The sequence below is a fragment of the Bacillus cereus group sp. MYBK95-2 genome, from assembly GCF_051915225.1.
Classification (GTDB): Bacteria; Bacillota; Bacilli; order Bacillales; family Bacillaceae_G; genus Bacillus_A; species Bacillus_A cereus.
In genome coordinates this window covers 58,875-80,250 of the sequence record NZ_JBQAEH010000007.1, presented here as the reverse complement: position 1 = coordinate 80,250, position 21,376 = coordinate 58,875, and the positions used below count along the sequence as shown (strand labels likewise).

The following is a 21,376-nucleotide window of genomic DNA, read 5'->3' as shown; positions in this document are numbered from 1 at the left end:
TGTATTATTGAAAATAAACTGACTAAGCAATAATGAGGCACTTTACCTGTAAGAAGTTGTGACAAATAAATAAGGTTTAAAATATATAAAAACAGAAAATTAATAATATATTGACCTCTTGATAGAAAGTCTATAAAATGAAAGCGATAACAAACGATTGCTTTAAAATGTTTTCCCTGATCTTTTAGTATTTACAAATATATGAAGGCATAAACAAATCTATTTTTTTAAGTACTAATGCAAACGTTTTCGTATTAAAAGGTCATTGAAATACATACGTGAAAATAGCCGATATGGAGGTGAAGTAAAAGAGATTTCTAGATTAATTTAAGCAGTGTTATTCAGTGTAAGCATAATAAATCGTTAGTAATATTTGAAAAAAGGGTGTATGTGATGCAAATTATAAAAAGATTAATTAACAAAACAGTTTTATTACTTACTTTAATCGTTATGTTATCATCTGTTTTCTCCTTTCAGAGTGTGAAGGCAGTTTCAAATTCGAAAACAACTGAAATTATCATTCATTACAAAGAAAAGCTTGGAAATACAAAAGACTGGAATCTTTGGTTATGGGGAGAAAATGCAAATGGTACATCTTATGAATTTACTGGTGAAGATGAATTTGGAAAATACGCTAAGATAAAAATAGACGGTGACTATAATCGTGTAGGATTTATAGTTCGAACAAATGAATGGGAAAAAGATGGTGGGGATCGTTGGATTGAAAATATAAAGGACGGTCGTGCTGAAGTATGGATTCTTTCGGGTGATGAAAAAGTATATAATTCTAAGCCATCATCGGATCTCTCAATTCAAAAAGCAACTATTGATAGTTTCCATGAAATTACTGTAACGACTAATGTCCCGTTTCATATTAAGGAAAAGAAAATTGAAATTGAAGGCATTAAAATTAAGAATATTACTCCTTATGATATAAACAGTGGAGATATTACTAATAAGGTCAAAATAATTACGGAACAGAAAATTGATTTAAAACAAACATACAAAGTTAAAATAGAAAACTTAGCTGATACGAATACTGAAATTGGTAAAGTCATTCGTAGCGAAGAATTTGATAATTTATTTTATTATGGTGGTAACGATTTAGGAAATACATATACTCCGCAACATACAAAGTTTCGTTTATGGGCTCCTACTGCAAGCGAAGCAAAGTTAGTTACATATAAAAACTGGAACGATAAAATAGGTGCTGAAATAAACATGCAACAAGGTGAAAAGGGAACTTGGACAGCAGAACTAAAGGGGAACCAAAAAGGGCTCTTTTATACGTATAAGGTCAAAATTGGTGATAAGTGGACTGAAGCGGTTGATCCATATGTGCGTGCTGCTTCTGTAAATGGGGATAAAGGTGCAGTCGTTAATTTAGAAGAAACAAATCCGAAAAAATGGAAAGCAAACAAAAAGCCAAAATTTAAAAATCCGGAAGATGCTATTATTTATGAGTTACATGTACGCGATCTTTCCATTCAACCTGAAAGTGGTATTAAACAGAAAGGGAAGTATTTAGGTGTAACAGAAAAAGGAACAAAAGGGCCAGAAGGTGTAAAAACAGGACTTGATCATATAAAGGATCTTGGTGTTACTCACGTTCAGTTTTTACCGATATTTGATTATGCTTCTGTAAATGAAGAGACTTTAAATGAACCGCAATATAACTGGGGATATGATCCTAAAAATTTCAATGTTCCAGAAGGCTCCTATTCTACAAATCCTTATGAGCCGACTGTGCGAATAACTGAATTAAAGCAAATGGTTCAAACACTACATGATAATAATCTTCGAGTGGTGATGGATGTAGTATATAACCATATGTATAACGCTGCTGAATCTAATTTCCATAAGTTAGTTCCAGGTTATTATTATCGTTACAATGAAGATGGAACATTTGCAAATGGAACTGGAGTAGGAAATGATACTGCTTCAGAAAGAAAAATGATGAGGAAATTTATGATAGATTCCGTCACATATTGGGCAAAAGAATACAATTTAGATGGATTCCGTTTTGATTTAATGGGTATTCATGATTATGAAACGATGAATGAAATACGTAAAGCTGTTAATCAAATTGACCCTTCTATTATACTACACGGAGAAGGATGGGATTTAAATACACCTCTTGCAGCTGAGCTAAAAGCAAATCAAAAAAATGCAGAGAAAATGAAAGGGATTGCTCATTTTAACGATAATATACGTGATGGGTTAAAAGGTAGTGTATTTGAGGAAAAAGAAAATGGTTTTATAAATGGAAAGGAAAACATGGAAGATCGTATTAAAAAAGGTATTACGGCAGGTATTGACTACGATACAAATTCGTCTACCTATCAAGATCCAGAGCAGGTGCTAACTTATGTGGAAGCACATGACAATCATACATTATGGGATAAACTTGAGTTAACTAATCCAGGTGACAGCGATGAAGTGCGAAAACAAATGCACAAATTGTCTTCTTCGATTTTATTAACATCACAAGGTATTCCATTCTTACATGCAGGGCAAGAGTTTATGCGTACGAAATATGGTGATCATAATAGTTACAAATCTCCAGATTCAATTAACCAGATGGATTGGCTGCGCCGTGCAACGTTTAATAATGAAGTAGATTATATGAAGGGATTAATAGATTTACGCAAAAAATACGCAGCTTTTCGAATGACATCTGCAGCGCAAATAAAAACACAAGTTTCATTTATAGGTGCCCCGAAAAATACGGTAGCTTATACAATAGAGGGGAATAAAAATGAATACTTTACGGTGGCTCACAATGCAAATAGAGAATCGGTTGAAATAACACTTCCATCGAAAGGGCCTTGGAAAGTACTAGTAGACGGGAAGCAGGCGGGAAGTAAACCACTTTATGTTGTCCATGACAATAAAATTAAAGTTCCTGCATTAAGTTCATTTGTTTTAAAGTTAAAATAATATAATTTCACATACTGTAATTATATTACAATTCAATAAACAAAAAGAGAAGAACTCACCAAGGTTCTTCTCTTTTTCATGTGAAATTAGGGTTTCCATAATTGTAGATATAAGAGTTCTTGAAAGTAGCAAAAGGCAAGACGATGAACCTATTTACAAAATGACAAGAAAATGACAAAACTGTAAGAATGCATGAATGTTTGTAAGAAAGTTCGATGTTTTCCTTTTTCTTTTTTTATTAAAGTGAAAAAGAAGAAAGTGATGTCATAAGAGGTTGATATTTTTAGATAGATACAATAACCAAAACTATTTATGTAATGAAAGTATATGGAAATCAGTAAAACACCTTACTAAAAAGGAGGGATTTGAAATGTCTTTTTCTCAATTTAATATTGATATATTTCGAGCAATTAATGATTTAGGTAAACAATATTCATTCCTAAACTCAGCTGTGGTATTTTTGGCAGAATATATGGTATATATTTTTGCTTTAATTATTTTAGCTTATTGGTTTACTGGGTCCAGAAAAAGTAGAATGATGGTTATTCAAGCGCTGGTTGCTTTTGTAATTGCTGAGGTAATCGGGAAAATAGCAGGGAAATTTCATTTGAATTATCAACCGTTTGCAGTATTGCCTGATGTTAATAAACTTGTCAATCATGCTATAGATAATTCATTTCCTAGTGACCATACGATTCTCTTTTTTTCGATTTGTTTTTCATTTTGGCTTGTTCGTAAAAAGATTGGGTGGTTATGGCTTATACTTGCATTTTGTGTAGCGATCTCTCGTATTTGGGTAGGAGTTCATTATCCTTTTGATGTTGCAATAGGGGCTTTAATAGGATGTGTTTCAGCGTTATTTTCGTATTGGTTAGTACCGAAATTTTCTTCTATCAAGAAGTTGCTTACTCTATATGAAAGAGTAGAGAAACATGTTTTACCATCAAAAAACAAATCAAAGGGATTTTGAGTATACAAGTATGTGAGTCTTTTGAATTAACAAATGTCATTACATTAAATCGTCTTGGAGGTCATTTTAAAGGAAGAACTGTTTTACACTAGAAAGGTGGAAATTATATTAAGACATTTTGCTAACAGGTGATATTTTTCAAGTGATTGCCAACTGTCAGTGAGTGAGTTTCATGTACAGTTATCTACATCCACTGCTAGTAAAGTAAAATAGCTGACGGATATAGTATAAGGGCTACCATTCAACCGTATTTATAATGCTTTTCGTCGAGTCGTGTCAAAGCATGTGGACCTTGCTGTTCAGAAGTCAGCAGATCGATACATAAAAGCACTGCAGGGAACACTTTTTAATACATGGGATGTTTCAATATTATCTATAGATATCTGTAAGAAATAAAAATAAATAGATAAGTTTAGAGCATGTTATTATCATTTGTTTAAAACATGCTCTTTGTATTTAAAGTAACACCAGCATACTGACACGTACAAGTTATCAACAATCTTTATGTTGAAAGAATCTTAGTGTACGAATGTTGGTACTACCCCTTACTTAGTAATCTCACAATTTAAGACCTGTCATTGGATAAATGTGGGGAGTTCAATCGATTCTGAATAAAATTAATAGTATCAGTTGCAATTTTTTTACGTTTAAGAACTATCCCGGCATGCCCACATGTATAAATATATCGTGTAGGCCTTTCCCAAGATTTCCACAAGTAGTCTGTATCCTCAGAATGCACATATAGATCGTGCTTACCTGAAATTAATAAAATATTTTCTTTTTTTACTTTTGGTAATGCTTGACTCGGTTCAGTGATTTTCCAATAATCTATTAAATCATCATACGTTACACCATGATGTTCCAAGTCTTCTCTAATAAATTTACCTGGAGTTGTATTCCAAATTGAATAAGAGAGTCGATTTGCATAGAAAATGGATGCTAACACATCAATTTCTTCTTCAACAAGAGAGGTTAAGTTAGTAATAAATCCGCCTAAACTAATCCCTATTAGAATCAGGGGACCATTTTTATTTGCTTTAATCCATTTAATCAAAGCTCGTAAATCAGCTATCGCTTGTCTAGTTGCTTGTACTGTTCGTTCAATATTTGCACTTACCATATACTCTCCACTGAATAAGGATTGATCGGGTTTTCTTTCAAAATGATAGGGTAGAGTGAAATAATACATATTCCACTTCAGGTTGGTCATATGGTCGTGGAATATTTTTTTTACACGTTCGTTAGAATCCATTCTCCAACCGTGAACAAAGATAATATGAGGTGCATTTTCATTTTTATGTAAGAATAATTCCCCAGTTACAGAGTCGTTGCGTGAATCACCGGATTGAACCGAACTTTTATAGTTGAATTGCCTAGCTATGTATTCATTTTCTTGCTTTGAATGCTTAATGTCAAAATGAATATAGGATGGTTTTACTTTATAAAAAGATTCTATATTCTTTATATTTAATGAAGTGTTAGAAAGGGAAGTATACTGAAACTCTACACTTCTTTTTTTGTGTAAATCATATAAGGCATACCGATCAATGAGTTTTGAAAAAATCAAATTAACTTCCTCCAAAATACATATTGTTTAAAAAATAGTAGGTGCTTGAATTATAAAAATAGAGGATAAATTTGTATATTATATTATAAAGCTTACAATAAAAAATTTATACTAAAATTTAAGAAGCAAGTTAATATTCTTATCCATATAAAAGAATATTAACTTGCTTCTTTTCTTATTAAAAGCTGTAATTTCTATGAAGAACAACTTACAATTCCCATATAGATATTCACAAATTGGTTCTCTATATTTATTGTATAGAAATTATACAATAAATATATTTTTTATGTTACATACATTAAATCAAGCTTAACCTCTCTTTTCTATAAGTCTCTTAGATTGACTAACTCCTTACCGAAATTTAAAAACGACTGTGTTTTTGAATTTGTGTTCTAGCTTTTCTGGAACAGGTAAATAACTACACATAAACTCCTTATATCTCTAGTTAAACTACCGATTAGCTCCATATAAACTCTAGATAACCTATATAGAATACAAGTTATCAAGGAGGTAAGAAAAATGAATTTTATGAAACGAGCAATTCTCAGTATGAAAAAAAGGATAGGAACATCATTAATTTTGATGGCAGTTTTTCTGATTGTTACAAATTTGGTTCTTTCAGGTTTTACAATCCAAAATGCGTCAAAAAAAGCAGCGGATGCTGCGAGAAAAAAACTTGGTGCAGATGTTACTTTAGGTCTTGATTTCGACAAATTAGGTCAAAAAGCTAAGGAAACTGGAGAAATGCCAAGTCCGCCGCAGCTCGATACAAAAGAAACAGAACAATTAGCGAAGTCCAAGTATGTAAAAGACTATAATTACATAGCTAACACTTTCGGTATTTCTGATGGACTTAAACTAGTAGGAGCTTCAGAAGGAGAAGAAGGTAAAGGTAAAGCGGGAATAGCGGCTGTGCGAGGCGGTTCAAGCTCTGGTACAGAAATAGATATGAATGCTTCTTTTATGATTGAAGGAGTCCGCAAGACTGCATTACAAGAAAGCTTTAAAAACGGAAAAAGTAAAATCATTGATGGAAAACCAATTACAGAGCAAATGAAGAATCAGAATGTAGCTTTAATGGAAAAACGATTAGCGGAATTAAACAATTTGAAAGTAGGAGACAAAGTTAAAGTGCAATCAGGGGATAAGAAGGAAACCCTTGAGGTTGAAATTATTGGTATTTACGAAACAAATGAGCAAGCAATGGGTCAACAGGCTCCTCCTATTATGGATCCGGCTAATAAACTATATATGCCGCATTCAACTATGAAAAAATTAGAAGTAGACCAAGGTATAAGTAGTGTTCAAGTCGTGTATTTCTTGAATGATCCACAATATATTGATGCATTTAAAAAAGAAGCAAAAAAATCTAATATTGATTTTAATTATTATAAATTAGATGCGCATGATTCATTGTACAAGCAAATGATTGGTCCTATTGAAAATATCTCTTCGACTTCTCAAATGATCATTTATATTGTATCGATTGCAGGTGCGATCATTTTAGGATTAATCATTATGCTATCAATTAAAGGGCGTCGTAAAGAAATGGGAATTCTATTGTCTATTGGAGAGAAAAAGTGGAAACTGATGGCGCAATTCGTAGTAGAAGTAGTGTGTGTCGCTATTTTAGCATTTGGATTATCCATAACAACAGGAGCTAAAGTTTCTCAATATATCGGGGATAATTTACTTTCGAATGAAATTGCTACTGCGAGCGAAGAAACAGATACCTCGCAACATGGTACTGTAATGATGGCTGGACCTGGTGGTACTCTACAAAATCAAAAAGAAGATCCAATTGATAAAATTGATGTAAGTGTAACAGGAGAAGATGTAGGGAAAATGGGGGGGATTGGACTAGGTATTGCTATAATAGCAACGCTTCTTCCAGCATTATCTATTCTACGTTTAAACCCAAAACAAATTCTTTTAAAAGATGAATGAGGAGGCTCGATATGGAGACGATTTTACAGTTTAAAAATTTGGATTATTATTATGAAAGTAATGGGAAAAATGTAGCGATACTAGATAATGTTAACTTTTCTTTTCAAAAAGGACATTTCTACACGATTTTAGGACCATCTGGATCTGGTAAAACCACAACTCTGAGCTTAGGTTGTGGACTGGATGTCCCTAAAAATGGTTATGTACTGTATAATGGCAAAGATATTAGAAAAATTGGTTTGGATCGATACCGTAATCAAAATGTATCTGTAATTTTCCAATCTTATAACTTAATTACCTATATGACCGCTCTTCAAAATGTCTTAACAGCAATGGAAATTACAGGTGTTAAAGTGCAAAATAAAACAGCAAGAGCATTAGAATTATTAAAGAGGGTAGGACTCACAGAACTTGAAGCGAAACGAAACGTATTGCAACTAAGCGGTGGACAACAACAGCGTGTAGCAATTGCTCGAGCACTATCTTGTAATGTTGATTTACTGATTGCAGATGAGCCGACAGGAAACCTCGACGAGGAAACCGCAATGGATATAATAGAACTGTTTCAAGAACTTGCACATAAAGAGAATAAATGCATTATTGTTGTGACTCACTCACAGGAGGTTGCTAAAAAATCAGATCGTGCAGTGTATTTAAGTAAGAAGAAGTTAGTCATAAATGAAATCTAATATAAACATCGTAGCTGTTTAATTCACATATTTTTCAAAAACTAGACCTTTCAAAAGCTTATATTTGATTTATAATAAAATCAAGCCATAATCAAAATGGTCTCCCTGTACTGAATGTTAAAATAGTTTGTCGTTCCCGTTTTAATAATATTTTTAAAAGAACTTGTAGGATATTCTACAAGTTCTTTTTATTATAATTGGTTACCTATCATGGGATAATTACACATAAAAAACGGGACAATACCTAGATATATAATCTAAATGCTGTCCCATTTACCTGTGTATCTGTATAGTTATTGTAGAATCAAACCTACAATCATAATTAAACTAAATACTATCATCCAACCAAAGGCACAATAGCCAAAAATACTAATCCATTTAGGTAATTGATTCATGTTAATTTTATTTGTGGGAACTCCTTGCATAGAAAACATCATTTTTTGATCTCTATCTCTATTATTTTGTTGTTCATACATAATATCATCACCTTTCCAGAACTATTGTGTTTATAGTATATCAGCCTAAATAAAATTATGTACAGAATAAGAGGGGATAACATATATATTATGTGGTGAATTTTATAAATAAAGACATTTAATTGCCATGGTTCTAAGCGCTAATCCGTTATAAATTCTGAAAAAGAGCCCTACATAAATAGGACTCTTTTTCTTCAAATATTAAGTTGCTGGATATACATCAGAACCAAGGTAACGTTCTTTTATAATTTGAAGATGATGAAGCTCATGACCAGCAATGATGTATGCTAATGCACGAACTGTAACTTCAGAATTATTCGCATTTCCTCTTTGTGACCAAGCTTCTTTATCTAAGCTTCTAAGTAAATACAGGGTAGATTGGCGAACAACTATTAAATTCTCAAGAAGATCTTGCATAGATTGCTTATCAAAAGCAGCTCTAAGAACATACATATCATCATTATAGCCTGGAAGTTCTGCTGTCTCGCCTCGAGCGATAGATAGCAATCGATACGCCATAATCCGTTCTGTATCTGCTATATGACCCATTACTTCTTTTATACTCCATTTAGTAGGAGCATACCGGAAAAGTCCCTCACTATCAGAAATTTCCTTTAATAAGAGATTCGTTTCCTTCATTTGTTGTTCTAGAATATGTATGATATTTCCGTCTGATACCAAGTTGGTATACGTTGCATAATAGGAGTTATATTCACTTACTTGTGGCCTTATTTGCATACGAATCATCCTTTATGTTTTATGTTTAATCTTTACATATAGCTTACCATAAAAGAATTTTAAATTAATCTGAAAAATGGAGGGAAATATGCATTTTTCATCTTCCTTTTCAGTTTCATAGATGAAATGCATCTCAAATAAGAGAATCTAATTTGCTGCTAAGCGGAATTTCGTTTTTGCTGTTATAGTAAAAGATAAATATGTAAATTGAATACAGTTTGTCACCACTTATGATAATTACCATTTAAGAAGCAATATATATCATTAAACGAAAAACCTGTTAATAAGTTTATACTTACCACAAAAACAAACAAACTCGTCCTATTTAAAGGAGAGTTTGTTTGTTTTTGTGTTTAGATAATGGAATACTCATGCAAAATTGTACACTATGTTCCATATTTTTTATTGAATACTTTATATCTAGCGTTTCAAGAATTTGTTTAACAATATATAGCCCCAAACCATTTCCTCCAGTATTTCGATTCCTTGATTTTTCAATTCGATAAAATGGTTTGAAAATTTGTTGTATCTCTTCATCTTTAATATTGACACCTGTATTTATAATTTGCATTTCGATTTGACTTTGTTTAGAATCCTCACTTAACTTTATATAGACTTTTTCATTATGTGGTGAATACATAACCGCATTATGGACAATATTTTTACATGCTTTTTCTAAAAGGGCACAATCTGTATAAATAGCAAGGCCAAAATCAATTTCTTTTATTATTTCGATGTTTTTTTGAGAAGCAAAAAATTCGAGATCTTTTGTAATTGTCCCTATTAATTTTGAAAGATTAACTTTCTCTACTTTTAGTTTGAAGGTGTGTTGTTCTAATTTCGATACGCTTAAAATTTCACGAACTAATTGTTCCATACTTTCAATAATTTGATGATTCTTCTTTAAATATTGATCGCGATTTTGATAAGGGCCAATATTGTATATCATTCCTTCTAAGTATCCTTTCATTACAGTAAGAGGGGACTTTAATTCATGTGCTACAATCGCAAAAAACTCTCTGCGTTTTGTTTCTATTTCTCTTTCTTTTTCAATATCATTTTTTAATTGTTCATTTGCTTTTTTTAAATCAAACATAGCTTCTTGCAAGTTAATAGACATGTCATTCAAACTATTAGATAATTCTCCTAACTCATCTGTAGAGCGAACCTCAATTTTTTCGGAGAAATCTAAATTTGCCATCTTTTGTGCACCTTCATTAATATAAATAAGTGGCTTTGTAATAAACCTGGAATAAAAATAAGCACTCCCTATACCAATAACGAGCACAATGATACTAATATAGGGGAGAAAGCGTACTAAAACCTGTGAAGCTTCATCAATCGGTTGAAATGTAGCAAACACTACAAGCGTTAAACTACCATCTTGAAATTGAATTGGTTTCGTAGCGTTATATGAATTGCTAAGGGTACTTGCATTCTCGAATCGTGTTGCTTTAGTAACTACTGTTTTTTGCGTACCACTTTGAATAAAAGAAAATGAAGGAGAGTAAATAATTACTCCTTCTTTATTTTGAAGATAAAGCATCGCATTATTTTTTTTTGCGTATTCATCAAAAAGTGGTATCGCATCTTGAAACGTAAGATTTTTAGATTTATCAATGATTTCGTTTATCCCTGTTTGAAGTTGATCTGTTTTATATTGCTCATAAAACGTAGGGAGAAAGAAGTATAAAGTTAAATAAATCAATACTGCAAAGGATAACAAAATGAGAGATGTAGTCATAAAGAGTTTGTAAGTAATTTGCTTCATCTTCATGAGTTTCACAATACTATTCATCAATTTTATAACCAATACCCTTTATTGTTTTAATATAAGGGATAGCTAATTTTTTACGTAGATTTTTAATATGTGTATCAATTATTCGTGTTTCTCCAAAATAATCGTACCCCCAAACCTTCTCTACGATATTTTCTCTTGTAAGTACTTTTCTCTCATTTTGAAATAGTAGTTGTAGAATTTCAAACTCTTTTGTCGTTAATATAATTTCAACGTCATTTACATATACTCTATATGCATCCACATCGATACGCACTTCTTTAAATATCAAATGATTATTTACATTTTTATCATAACTTCTTCTAAGTACAGCTTCGACTCGTCTAATCAAAACATGAAATGAAAAGGGCTTTGTTATATAATCATCGATCCCAAGGTCGAATCCTTTCATTTGATCTTCCTCTTCTTCCAACGCAGTTAGCATAATAATTGGTACGTTTGACTGACTTCGAATCATTTTAGAAACTTCAAACCCATTAAGATTGGGCATCATGACATCTAGAAGAATTAAATCAAATGATTGCTTATTAAATTGTGTCATACCCTCTAGTCCATCTGAAGCGACTACCACTGTATAATGCTGTGTCATTAAAAATTGTTTAATTAATTCCTGAATTTCTTGATCGTCCTCTACCACGAGAATATGATAGTTTTTCATAATATCACCTCTGGTAGTCATTATAGCCGTACTATCTGGAGTTTATGTGGAGATACAGTAGTAAACTTCATAGGACGTTTACTACTAAAAAATATTATTAGCTATATTACTTTTTTATGGAGAAATAATTGCTTTAAAAAACTTATCGTATGAATTGATGTACGATTAATATTTACGAAAAACTAATGTATACTAATGTGAATTGTATGTAGCTTCTTAAAATTTGTGAAAATATACTTTTGCTTCTTTACCAAAAGAGGAAAGGGAATTTCAATATAGAAGAAGCTACTGTAATACTAGAGTGTGCGCCGAGAACTTTGGATTTCTTTCATCTAGTTTCTATTTAATCGTTAATAACTACATAACAATGTTCTTGCTGAACCAAAAGTTTAAAGGTACAAACTTGGAAAGATTTATATAATGCTAGAAAGGTTGTGAAATTATTTGATGGGTTATAAAGCGATGCTGTTTGATTTAGATGATACATTACTTGATAGGGATAAAGCAGTAGAGGCATTATTTTTAATTGTTTTAGAAAAGTGTTATGAAAATGTAGATGGTGCGGCTAAAAGCAACATGTTACAGAAATTTAAAAAATACGATAAAAGAGAATATGGCATAAGTAATAAAACGACAGTTTTAGAATCATTGTTTGATGAATTCACGCCGAAGTATAGATTGCCACGCAATTACATTCAAGATTTTTGGAATAATAATTTCCCTAGATGTTTTTCAATAGACAAAAATACTATTCATTTCTTAAATCAAATAAAGAAGCACTTTAAAGTTGGAATTATAACAAATGGCTCAACTCAGAGGCAAAAAGCTAAAATATTTAACACGAATTTAAATAAGTATTTTGAAACAATCATTATTTCTGAAGAAGTGGGATTTAGTAAACCTAATAAACGTATATTCGAACTAGCATTAAATAAGTTAAATTTACAACCGGAAAATACTTTATTTGTTGGGGATGACTTAGAAAAGGATATTGCTGGTCCTCAAAATGCAAATATAAAAGGTGTGTGGTTTAACCCTCAGAAAATCAAGAATACTACTAAAATACAACCATATGCCGAGATTAACACTTTGGATAGTTTGTTAAGTTATGTTACACCACAATATTTTTATAACAAGTAAAAGTAATTCCATATATATATTCAAAAATACAAAAAAAGAGAAACTATCATTAATTTCATTGACCGTATTAGTAAGAAAAAATAGATATTTACAACAAAAAATAGAGGCCATTTTAATAGCTGTGGCTAATTTAATCTATGATTAATACGAAGTTTTGTAAAACAATTTTACTCATACTGTGTAAATTATAAAGGGGGAGGACTATGGAAATAAAGAAAGTAGTAATCGATGGAATCAATATTGCGGTCATTGGGAACGATAAGGTATTAATATCGGATGTTCAGTCTGCATTAGATACTATGGCAACAGTTCAATATGAGGTAGATGCGAAACATATTATTATCCATAAATCTTTAATAAGTGAAGATTTCTTTGACCTAAAAACACGGCTTGCGGGCGATATCCTTCAAAAGTTTATAAACTACAAGGTAAAGATTGCTATTGTTGGAGATTTCTCTATGTATACTAGTAAAAGCTTAAAAGATTTTATTTATGAATGTAATAAAGGGAATGACATTTTTTACTTAGCAACTGAACAACAAGCAATTGAAAAACTAAGTACATTAAAGTAATAATTATATCCTGCTAAATCCCCCCATTTCACTTAGTTCATAATTATATACGATATAGAAGAACTGATGTTTGTGGTAAACTAAGAGATGAATAAAGGGGGAGTTTTTTTGAACAATTTTAATAATATAATCCAAAATTTAAATAATATAGTTTACAAACCTAACAACTTAATGATTACGAATCTAAAAGAAGAAAAGCAAAACGCAGAATATGCCGGATGTTTATTCCACTTAAATAACAAAACCATTCGTTTTAGAAAATCAAAAGTTACACCTAATAAAATTGGTCAATTTGTTTCTTTTTGGGAGAAAGATGAAAATATGCGAAATAGAGCTTTCTCTTATGAAGCTGCTCCTGATTTATTAGTAATCACTTGTATTGCTGATAATAAACTAGGGCAATTTATTTTTCCTAAAGAGATTCTTCTTAAAGAAAAAATATTGAGAACACAAAGTCAAACAGGGAAAATGGCAATGAGAATTTATCCTGTTTGGGATACCACTGTTAGTAATCAAGCTAAAAAGAGCCAAACGTGGCAACTTCAATATTTTGTTGATTTAAGTGATAGTAATAATTTTCCTATAGATAAACTATTAAATTTATATTCGTAGCTTTTGATTTGCCCCAAAAAGAAGTGATTACAAAAAACATGTGTAATGACACCTCCTATGTGAATCGTAATTTTTGTACCGGTACAGTTAAATGAAATGTACATTGTTACAGTGCCCCTTAAAATTTACAATCAGCATATATTATTTAAACTTATAAATTTTTAAGGGGTGCTAAATATGACAAGTTTACAAGATCAGCTTTTCACAAGATTAAATCTTAAAAAACGTAATGATGTAACGTTTGAAGAATTACCTACCATACTCTTTTCGTTTGCGCATACTATACCATTTGAGAATTTAGATGTTATAGCACGAAATACGAATCAAATCTCTCTGGAAAACTTACGAGAGAAAATTTTAACTAGTTCCCGTGGTGGACTTTGCTACGAATTAAATACTCTTTTTTACTATTTCTTAAGAGACTGTGGCTATGATGTACAACTGGCATTAGGTACGGTGTATAAAAACGATATAAATACATGGGCACTTGAGGATGGCCATATAACAATTATTTTAACTTATGATAATGTACAGTATTTAATTGATGTAGGTATAGCTTCGTTAGTACCTCTTGTTCCTGTACCTTTTACTGGCGAGTCGGTTTCTTCAAAAAATGGTTCGTACCGGGTGAGACGGAAAGATACGAATAAAGGAAATTATGTTTTAGAAAGAATAGATGCTGCTGGAGAATGGAAAGTTTGTCATGCTTTTTATAAACATATTATTGATGAGATAGTAGTAAATGATGTTCAAAGAAGAGTGATAGAAGATGAGAAGTCTATTTTTAATAAAGGACCAATTGCAGTAAAGTTGACGAACTCTGGCCATATTTCATTAACGAATACAAGTTTAACCGAAATTATTCATGGGGAAAAAACTAAGCGTGAAATTACAGAAGATCAATATAAAGAGTTTTTATATACTTTATTTGCTATTAAGTTATGAATAATAAAGATAGCCGGTTCTTATTCAGAAGCGGCTATCTTTATTATTTTTGGTGTAAATGGTTTTCTTCTAATATGTTTCGGAAACTGCGGTATAGTTAATGTTTTTAATGTTTCCTCAGCTTCTTCATATGTATGAAAAATTGGTCCTTTTCCATCATCCCCTTGTAAAACTAGCCCTTCATCTCGGATTACATATGGCATAAAACCACCCCATCTAGTAAAGAATTATGTTCTTTTGCAGCAGAATAATACGATTTAAAGTTTGATTTTCTTAATACATATAATACACTAGAACAGTACGAAAAAGTATGTACAATGAATTTTGAATGTAAAGGAAGATTATTATGTCAGTTATTGATAAATTGAAACTTAATAAGTATACAAATATGGTCATTATTAACGAACCAAGTGATTATGACATTTTTACAGGTAAAGAAACTGCATTCTCAAAAGAACACGATGCTATCTTTATATTTGTAGAAACGCTTGATGAAATGGTGAAACAAACGAATTTTATTATTAGTAATGAAGAATTACTAATTGAAAAAGGTTACGTATTCTTCGCATATCCGAAAAAAGGTAATGCGCGTTATAGTACGTTTATTCACCGTGATGAAATGTTTCCGGCATTAAACGTTGGAGAAGATGGTTATGTGGGAGAAAGCGATATTAAATTTGCACGAATGGTAAGTATGGATGAAGTCTTTACTGTTGTTGGTTTAAAACGTGAAAAGAAAAAAACAACAAAAACATCTGCTATGAGTCAATGTGTTGCCGATTATGTAGATCGAATTAAAGATGTTGAAGCATTATTAGCTAATCATCCGAATGAACTTAAGTTTTATCAAAGTTTAACGCCTGGATACCAAAAAGATTGGGCACGTAATCTTTTTTCTGTGAAACAAGAAAAAACACGTGAAAAACGTCTAGAGAAAATGATAGAAATCCTTTCACAAGGCTATAAAACAATTGAATTATTCCGTAAGAAGAAAAAATAATGATTAAGGAAGTCACAATGCTGCAACAATTAATTGTGATGAGTACATTGAAAAAAGCATTCCTTCCATTATACTAAGGAATGTTCTTATATTTATATAATTAGCAAAAGAGAAAAGGTGTTTGAAATGAAATCGTATATTGTAGTTGGATCAGGAATTTTAGGAGCGTCTACTGCTTATCATCTTGCTAAGGCAGGTGCGAATGTTACTATCGTGGATCGCCAACAATTAGGGCAAGCAACCGATGCAGGAGCAGGTATTGTATGTCCATGGCTATCACAACGCCGTAATAAAGCATGGTATAAAATCGTTAAAGGCGGTGCACGTTACTATTCTTCGTTAATTCAGCAATTAGAAGAAGACGGTGAAACTGACACAGGATATAATCGTGTAGGTGCAATTAGTTTACATACTGACGAGAAAAAGTTAGATCAAATGGAAGAGCGAGCTTATAAACGACGTGAAGATGCCCCGGAGATTGGTGAAATAACTCGCTTATCAGCTGAAGAAACAAAAAAATTATTCCCAGCATTATCAGACGAATATAGTTCTGTTCATATTAGTGGTGCTGCACGAGTAAATGGAAGATTATTACGCAATGCATTAATAAGTGCTGCGAAAAAACATGGTGCAACTTTCATAAAAGGCGATGCTATATTAGTCCGTGAAGGAAATCATATTACGGGAGTTACAGTAAACGATGAAACAATTTTAGCGGAAAAGGTTATTGTAACTGCAGGCGCATGGGCGAATGAAATCTTGAAACCATTAGGAATTAATTTCTTAGTTACATTCCAAAAAGGACAAATTGTTCATCTGCAAATCGAGAATACAGCAACAGAAAATATGCCAGTTGTTATGCCACCGAACGATCAATATATTTTAACGTTTGACAATGGGCATGTCGTAATTGGTGCAACACATGAGAATGATACTGGTTTCGATCATCGTGTAACAGCAGGTGGTTTACATGAAGTATTTCATAAGGCATTAACAGTTGCACCTGGCTTAGAAAATGCTACAATGCTTGAAACGAGAGTTGGATTCAGACCATTCACACCAGGATTCTTACCTGTTATCGGACCACTACCTAAATTTGAAGGAATTCTCGTTGCGAATGGATTAGGGGCTTCGGGTTTAACAGCTGGTCCATACTTAGGAGCGGAACTTGCTAAACTAGCGCTCGGACAACCGATTGAATTAGATTTAAATGATTATGACGTTGCTGGCGCAATTGAATAATATGGAGTACTGCTAACATTTATGAAAAACCATGCTAAACAAATTCGACAGAGAATAAGTAGTTTTTCCTCTGTTAAGAGTAAGCCTGTTTATGAAAAATAAAATTATTTAAAAATAGAGGGCCGACATTATAAACCTGCATTAATAATGTAGAATTGTGATGGCGGCTCTTTATTCATATTGATTTAAAACTTATTTTCGAGAGGAGGTTAAGTAATGAGAGCGCCATATCAAGTATTGATATTTCCTTATATAAAAACTGCCGATTCTATTCAATATGCCATTTTTAACCGAAGTGATTATGGTTATTGGCAAGGAATAGCTGGTGGCGGAGAAGACGGTGAGATTCCTATTGAATCAGCAAAACGGGAAGCGTTTGAAGAGGCTGGTATTACAAGAGAATGTCCATATATACAATTAGATTCTGTGTCTTCGCTACCAGTAGAGGATGTAGTTGGAGGATTCCTTTGGGGAGAAGAGGTTTATGTAATAAAAGAATTTTCTTTTGGAGTTAAAGTCCCTACAAAAAACATATCATTATCTAAAGAACACTTCAATTATAAATGGTTATGCTTTGAGGAAGCAGTAACGCTTTTGAAATGGGATAGCAACAAAACAGCATTGTGGGAATTAAACAAAAGACTATTAAAACAATAAAAGTTTTTGCTAACAAAAATAGTTGTGGAAGAAGAATTGAACCATTAACAAACCTTTGCTACACTTCTAAACAATGTTTTATAGATTTGGCATGGGTAATGAACGAAGAGAACTTGTACTAAGAAAAGCCCTATACAGTTGACTCTGAAAAAATGAAAATAATTAGAAATATTTTTATATCGTACGGTTTTTGGCTATAAATAACGGAATAAATATTAAGTATTCAACAGTTTAAATAAAACGAGTTAGCTTTTTATTTTAAGAAGAAAAATGACTCGTTTTATGCTAAAATTCGCTTAGTGTATATTTTCGTTAAAATGTGGGTGGGCCCCCTTTTAGCAAAAGCGGAGTGGGAATGATGAGTATAAATAGTTTTGTGGGATTGATAAATGACGAATTATTAAAAGAGGTAAGTATCAGAAGTGAGGATGAATTCGAGCCTGTAGTAGTTAAAGATATTCCCAGACTTTGGAAGTGTTTAGGAACAGGTAATTATGCCGCAGTATTCATGCACAAAGAATACAAAGATTGGGTAGTGAAAGTTTACGTGCGAGAAGGAGAAGGAATTGAAAAAGAGTCAGAAGTATACCGAAGAATTGGAGATCATCCTTCTTATTCAAAGCTTATATATAAAGGAGAAAATTTCATAGTATTGAAACGTTTAAAAGAAATTACCTTATACGATGCTATTCATAAGGGGATTAAAATTCCTAAGCAAGTAATACTTGATATTAATGAGGCTTTAGAGTATGCGAGGGAACAAGGGTTAACTCCTTGTGATGTTCACGGGAAAAATGTGATGATGGAAAAAGGAAGAGGATATGTAGTCGATGTATCTGATTTCTTAAAAACAAAAGAAGATAGTAAGTGGAGAGACCTAGAAAAGGCATATTTCACCTTTTATTTTCCTTTCATATATAAATTGCCTTTTCCGGTTAAAATACCGTATTTTATGTTAAACATTGTTAGACGTTCGTACAGAAAATATAAGAAACTTAAAAAGAAATTCAAATTGTAAAAGGACCACATATGTTCCTGAAAACGATTTGAATTCGCATAAATAACTTTAGAAAAATTTAAAATTTTGTTTAGGGGCTACTTCAAGACCTTAGCTTGCTGGGCATATGGTGCTACCTCAAAATATAAAAAGATTAGGAGTGAATCCTAATCTTTTTATTTATACATATTTTTGTTAGTTATATCACTATCAATTCCAAAACGGGATATTTTGAATAAATGAAACCGTTAAAATAAGTGTTGATACGGAACCAGCAGTTACTAAAGTTACTATTTTTCGTCCATTCTGTTCTTTTGAAGGTTTTATAAGTTCTGTAATTAACAAAATCCATATTATGATAGATACTATTGAAATAATATTTATAGACATATGTAACACATCCCTTCGTGTTTTTACATAAATATTTCTGCTTTTATAAAATAAAAGCAATTTAACAAGAAAATATGTAACGCATTAAAAATCAATATTTCCCTGTTAAACCACCTTTTTTAAATAGAAATACGACTGATAAAACGATAACAACAGCCTTCAAACTGCCCCAATATGGATAAATAGCATGATTTGTTAGACTAGCATATTGAAAGATATTCTCTAAACCGAAAATTCCTATCATGACTGCTAAAAGGAATGAAGCTGATCCATACGTCCCGTTATGATAGAGAGTAAATAAGTATATGGCACATATAAGTGGTACGATGATTTGTAATAAGAGTGGCATAATTGATTCCCCTAATATATTGATTCTTATATTATATACAAAATTGTAATAAAAAGGAATACGACTTATTTAATACTAACAAAACTACTCTAATCATATTCTTCTATAAAAAAGAAGAAAAAGGGGTGTACAGTTAATTGACAAAAGTTAAAGTTAGTTTACGACCCATTGTTCAAAACGTAAATTTACCAACCGTATTGAAAACAACGATACTTCCAGGTGAATCGATCGAAAGACTATTTATCGCAACCCAATTAGGAGAGGTTTTTTACATAGGGGACGGAGTTATAAAGACATTTTTAGATATTCGTCACCTAATTATTAAATTAGGTACATTTGAAGAAGGTGTTTCTAGTAGCGGTTATGATGAACGCGGATTGCTTGGACTTGCGTTCCATCCACAATTTTATCAAAATGGGTTATTTTATCTTCATTATTCAGTAGCTGGAACTCAAGGGCCAGGTGCATTTTCTGAGCAATTTAAACCGAATCCTTGTGACCCTAAAACGCTAAATTTAAAGTGGGTTAATAGAAATACGCAATATGATCACATTGATACAGTAGAAGAATGGACTTTACAATCTAATGGTCAAGCTCAAAACCGACGAACATTACTGAATGTAAGAAGACCATTTTTTAATCATAACGGAGTCAATAGTTTAAACTTTTCACCTGAGACTGGAAAACTTGTTTTTACAAATGGAGATGGCGGATCAGGTTATGATCCATTTAATTTAAGCCAAGATGATTTAGAAATAGCAGGTAAAATAATTGAAATCGATATAAGTAAAAATACATTTATAAATAACCCTCCTGTAGTTACACGCTTTAATGAACTCCCTTTATCTATACAAGAAACACTTACAGTAATTGCAAAAGGAGTACGTAATATAACCGGCATTTCATTTCAAAGGTTTTATAATCAATATATCAAATACGCCGGAAATGTCGGACAAGATATTGTAGAGTCTATTTTTTCATTTGTTCAATATAAACCTATACCGGTTACAGAACTTGTTCAAATGCATTTTATGAGGCTCACTCCCAATCAAGATGGGTTTATCAATTTTGGTTGGAGAGGATGGGAAGGGGATTTACCTACTTCTTTTATACGGCATTGTTCCGAAAATCAGACTTTGGATGAAAGAACAATGACTTATTATGATGAAACAATACAAACTTCAGCGAGGCGTATTCTGCCTCTACTTAGTTATTTTCATCAAGATTCCAGACCCGATAAGTTTGGAGGAACTTCCCTTACAGGAGTTCAGCCATATATGGGAAATGCAATTCCAAATTTAACAGGTAGCGTAGTGTTTACTGACCTTGCTAAGAAAGAAGATTCTCGACCGCCAGTTAAAGGTGTTTTAGCCTATACTAGAGCAGGTACAGACGGTAAACATACTGACTTTCATGCTATTGAAACCAATTATGATTTTGGTACGCAAGCAGCTTATTATATGAGTTTAGGAACAAATTTGAATCAAACTAAATTATATTTAGGAGTTTACGGTTCTATGAAAGTAACTGATTTTAACAAAGGTACCATTTTTGAAATTATCCCTTAATACGATACAAATTATCAGTCTAAAAATATAATATAAGGAATTCATTCTGTTCCCAAAACGCACGACTTAACTTATCCCCCTAAAAATCTTCAATGTATGAGCATCTATTAACTTGCAGAAA

General features: G+C 32.0%; 21 protein-coding genes. 13 read left to right on the top strand and 8 right to left on the bottom strand.

Annotated features, from left to right (window positions below; translation table 11 throughout):
* Nucleotides 1-393 precede the first annotated feature (393 nt).
* Complete coding sequence (pulA, locus tag ACTFN4_RS21525) at nt 394-2,940, top strand: type I pullulanase (RefSeq protein WP_439962770.1); 2,547 nt, start codon at nt 394-396, stop codon at nt 2,938-2,940.
* Nucleotides 2,941-3,310: 370 nt separating this feature from the next.
* On the top strand, nt 3,311-3,910 hold the full coding sequence (locus ACTFN4_RS21520) for an undecaprenyl-diphosphatase (RefSeq protein ID WP_000010592.1): 600 nt from the start codon (nt 3,311-3,313) through the stop codon (nt 3,908-3,910).
* 565 nt (nt 3,911-4,475) lie between these two features.
* Here the strand turns inward: ACTFN4_RS21520 and ACTFN4_RS21515 are convergent.
* Nucleotides 4,476-5,477 (bottom strand): alpha/beta hydrolase, encoded by a 1,002-nt coding sequence (locus ACTFN4_RS21515; RefSeq protein ID WP_439962769.1) that lies wholly within the window; start codon nt 5,475-5,477, stop codon nt 4,476-4,478.
* A 519-nt stretch (nt 5,478-5,996) separates the two neighbouring features.
* Here ACTFN4_RS21515 and ACTFN4_RS21510 point away from each other — a divergent pair.
* Both ACTFN4_RS21510 and ACTFN4_RS21505 read left to right on the top strand, forming a co-directional pair.
* Nucleotides 5,997-7,424, top strand: coding sequence for an ABC transporter permease (locus tag ACTFN4_RS21510; protein ID WP_001010221.1), 1,428 nt, complete (start codon nt 5,997-5,999; stop codon nt 7,422-7,424).
* Nucleotides 7,425-7,435: 11 nt separating this feature from the next.
* Entirely contained in the window at nt 7,436-8,113 is a 678-nt protein-coding gene (locus ACTFN4_RS21505) for an ABC transporter ATP-binding protein (protein ID WP_000447856.1), read from the top strand.
* 293 nt (nt 8,114-8,406) lie between these two features.
* Here ACTFN4_RS21505 and ACTFN4_RS21500 read toward each other — a convergent pair whose 3' ends face one another.
* The 4 genes from ACTFN4_RS21500 to ACTFN4_RS21485 all read right to left on the bottom strand — a co-directional run bounded on the left by ACTFN4_RS21500 (nt 8,407) and on the right by ACTFN4_RS21485 (nt 11,783).
* Entirely contained in the window at nt 8,407-8,589 is a 183-nt protein-coding gene (locus ACTFN4_RS21500; RefSeq protein ID WP_000273239.1) for a hypothetical protein, read from the bottom strand.
* A gap of 201 nt (nt 8,590-8,790) precedes the next feature.
* Nucleotides 8,791-9,327 (bottom strand): DinB family protein, encoded by a 537-nt coding sequence (locus ACTFN4_RS21495; protein ID WP_001167132.1) that lies wholly within the window; start codon nt 9,325-9,327, stop codon nt 8,791-8,793.
* Nucleotides 9,328-9,652: 325 nt separating this feature from the next.
* A complete protein-coding gene (locus tag ACTFN4_RS21490) occupies nt 9,653-11,104 on the bottom strand; it encodes an ATP-binding protein (protein ID WP_439962815.1) in 1,452 nt (483 codons plus the stop codon).
* A gap of 13 nt (nt 11,105-11,117) precedes the next feature.
* Entirely contained in the window at nt 11,118-11,783 is a 666-nt protein-coding gene (locus tag ACTFN4_RS21485) for a response regulator transcription factor (protein ID WP_000800727.1), read from the bottom strand.
* 447 nt (nt 11,784-12,230) lie between these two features.
* On the opposite strand from ACTFN4_RS21485, the gene ACTFN4_RS21480 reads away from it, so the two are divergent.
* The 4 genes from ACTFN4_RS21480 to ACTFN4_RS21465 all read left to right on the top strand — a co-directional run bounded on the left by ACTFN4_RS21480 (nt 12,231) and on the right by ACTFN4_RS21465 (nt 15,052).
* Complete coding sequence (locus ACTFN4_RS21480; protein WP_439962813.1) at nt 12,231-12,923, top strand: HAD-IA family hydrolase; 693 nt, start codon at nt 12,231-12,233, stop codon at nt 12,921-12,923.
* Nucleotides 12,924-13,126: 203 nt separating this feature from the next.
* Nucleotides 13,127-13,495, top strand: a complete 369-nt coding sequence (locus ACTFN4_RS21475; protein WP_075677098.1) for a DUF4180 domain-containing protein — start codon at nt 13,127-13,129, stop codon at nt 13,493-13,495.
* A gap of 87 nt (nt 13,496-13,582) precedes the next feature.
* Complete coding sequence (locus ACTFN4_RS21470) at nt 13,583-14,107, top strand: MepB family protein (protein WP_075677096.1); 525 nt, start codon at nt 13,583-13,585, stop codon at nt 14,105-14,107.
* 177 nt (nt 14,108-14,284) lie between these two features.
* Nucleotides 14,285-15,052 carry an arylamine N-acetyltransferase family protein gene (locus tag ACTFN4_RS21465; RefSeq protein ID WP_242278194.1) on the top strand — a complete coding sequence of 256 codons (768 nt, stop codon included), beginning with the start codon at nt 14,285-14,287 and terminating at the stop codon, nt 15,050-15,052.
* Nucleotides 15,053-15,072: 20 nt separating this feature from the next.
* Here ACTFN4_RS21465 and ACTFN4_RS21460 read toward each other — a convergent pair whose 3' ends face one another.
* Entirely contained in the window at nt 15,073-15,255 is a 183-nt protein-coding gene (locus ACTFN4_RS21460; protein ID WP_439962767.1) for a hypothetical protein, read from the bottom strand.
* A 143-nt stretch (nt 15,256-15,398) separates the two neighbouring features.
* Between ACTFN4_RS21460 and ACTFN4_RS21455 the strand changes: the two genes are divergently transcribed.
* From ACTFN4_RS21455 to ACTFN4_RS21440, 4 genes are all read left to right on the top strand, one after another.
* Nucleotides 15,399-16,052 (top strand): YdeI/OmpD-associated family protein, encoded by a 654-nt coding sequence (locus ACTFN4_RS21455; protein ID WP_439962766.1) that lies wholly within the window; start codon nt 15,399-15,401, stop codon nt 16,050-16,052.
* 126 nt (nt 16,053-16,178) lie between these two features.
* On the top strand, nt 16,179-17,294 hold the full coding sequence (locus ACTFN4_RS21450; protein WP_074555115.1) for an NAD(P)/FAD-dependent oxidoreductase: 1,116 nt from the start codon (nt 16,179-16,181) through the stop codon (nt 17,292-17,294).
* 216 nt (nt 17,295-17,510) lie between these two features.
* On the top strand, nt 17,511-17,951 hold the full coding sequence (locus tag ACTFN4_RS21445) for an NUDIX hydrolase (protein WP_001202586.1): 441 nt from the start codon (nt 17,511-17,513) through the stop codon (nt 17,949-17,951).
* A gap of 358 nt (nt 17,952-18,309) precedes the next feature.
* Entirely contained in the window at nt 18,310-18,969 is a 660-nt protein-coding gene (locus ACTFN4_RS21440; protein ID WP_074047543.1) for a serine/threonine protein kinase, read from the top strand.
* Between the two features lie 189 nt (nt 18,970-19,158).
* On the opposite strand, the gene ACTFN4_RS21435 is transcribed toward ACTFN4_RS21440, so the two are convergent.
* Together ACTFN4_RS21435 and ACTFN4_RS21430 are read right to left on the bottom strand one after the other, a co-directional pair.
* The gene (locus ACTFN4_RS21435) at nt 19,159-19,338 is read right to left on the bottom strand and encodes a hypothetical protein (RefSeq protein WP_000026315.1); all 180 of its coding nucleotides are present in this window, start codon (nt 19,336-19,338) and stop codon (nt 19,159-19,161) included.
* Between the two features lie 91 nt (nt 19,339-19,429).
* Entirely contained in the window at nt 19,430-19,687 is a 258-nt protein-coding gene (locus ACTFN4_RS21430) for a hypothetical protein (RefSeq protein WP_439962764.1), read from the bottom strand.
* A gap of 137 nt (nt 19,688-19,824) precedes the next feature.
* Between ACTFN4_RS21430 and ACTFN4_RS21425 the strand changes: the two genes are divergently transcribed.
* Nucleotides 19,825-21,255 (top strand): PQQ-dependent sugar dehydrogenase, encoded by a 1,431-nt coding sequence (locus ACTFN4_RS21425; protein ID WP_439962763.1) that lies wholly within the window; start codon nt 19,825-19,827, stop codon nt 21,253-21,255.
* Nucleotides 21,256-21,376 lie beyond the last annotated feature (121 nt).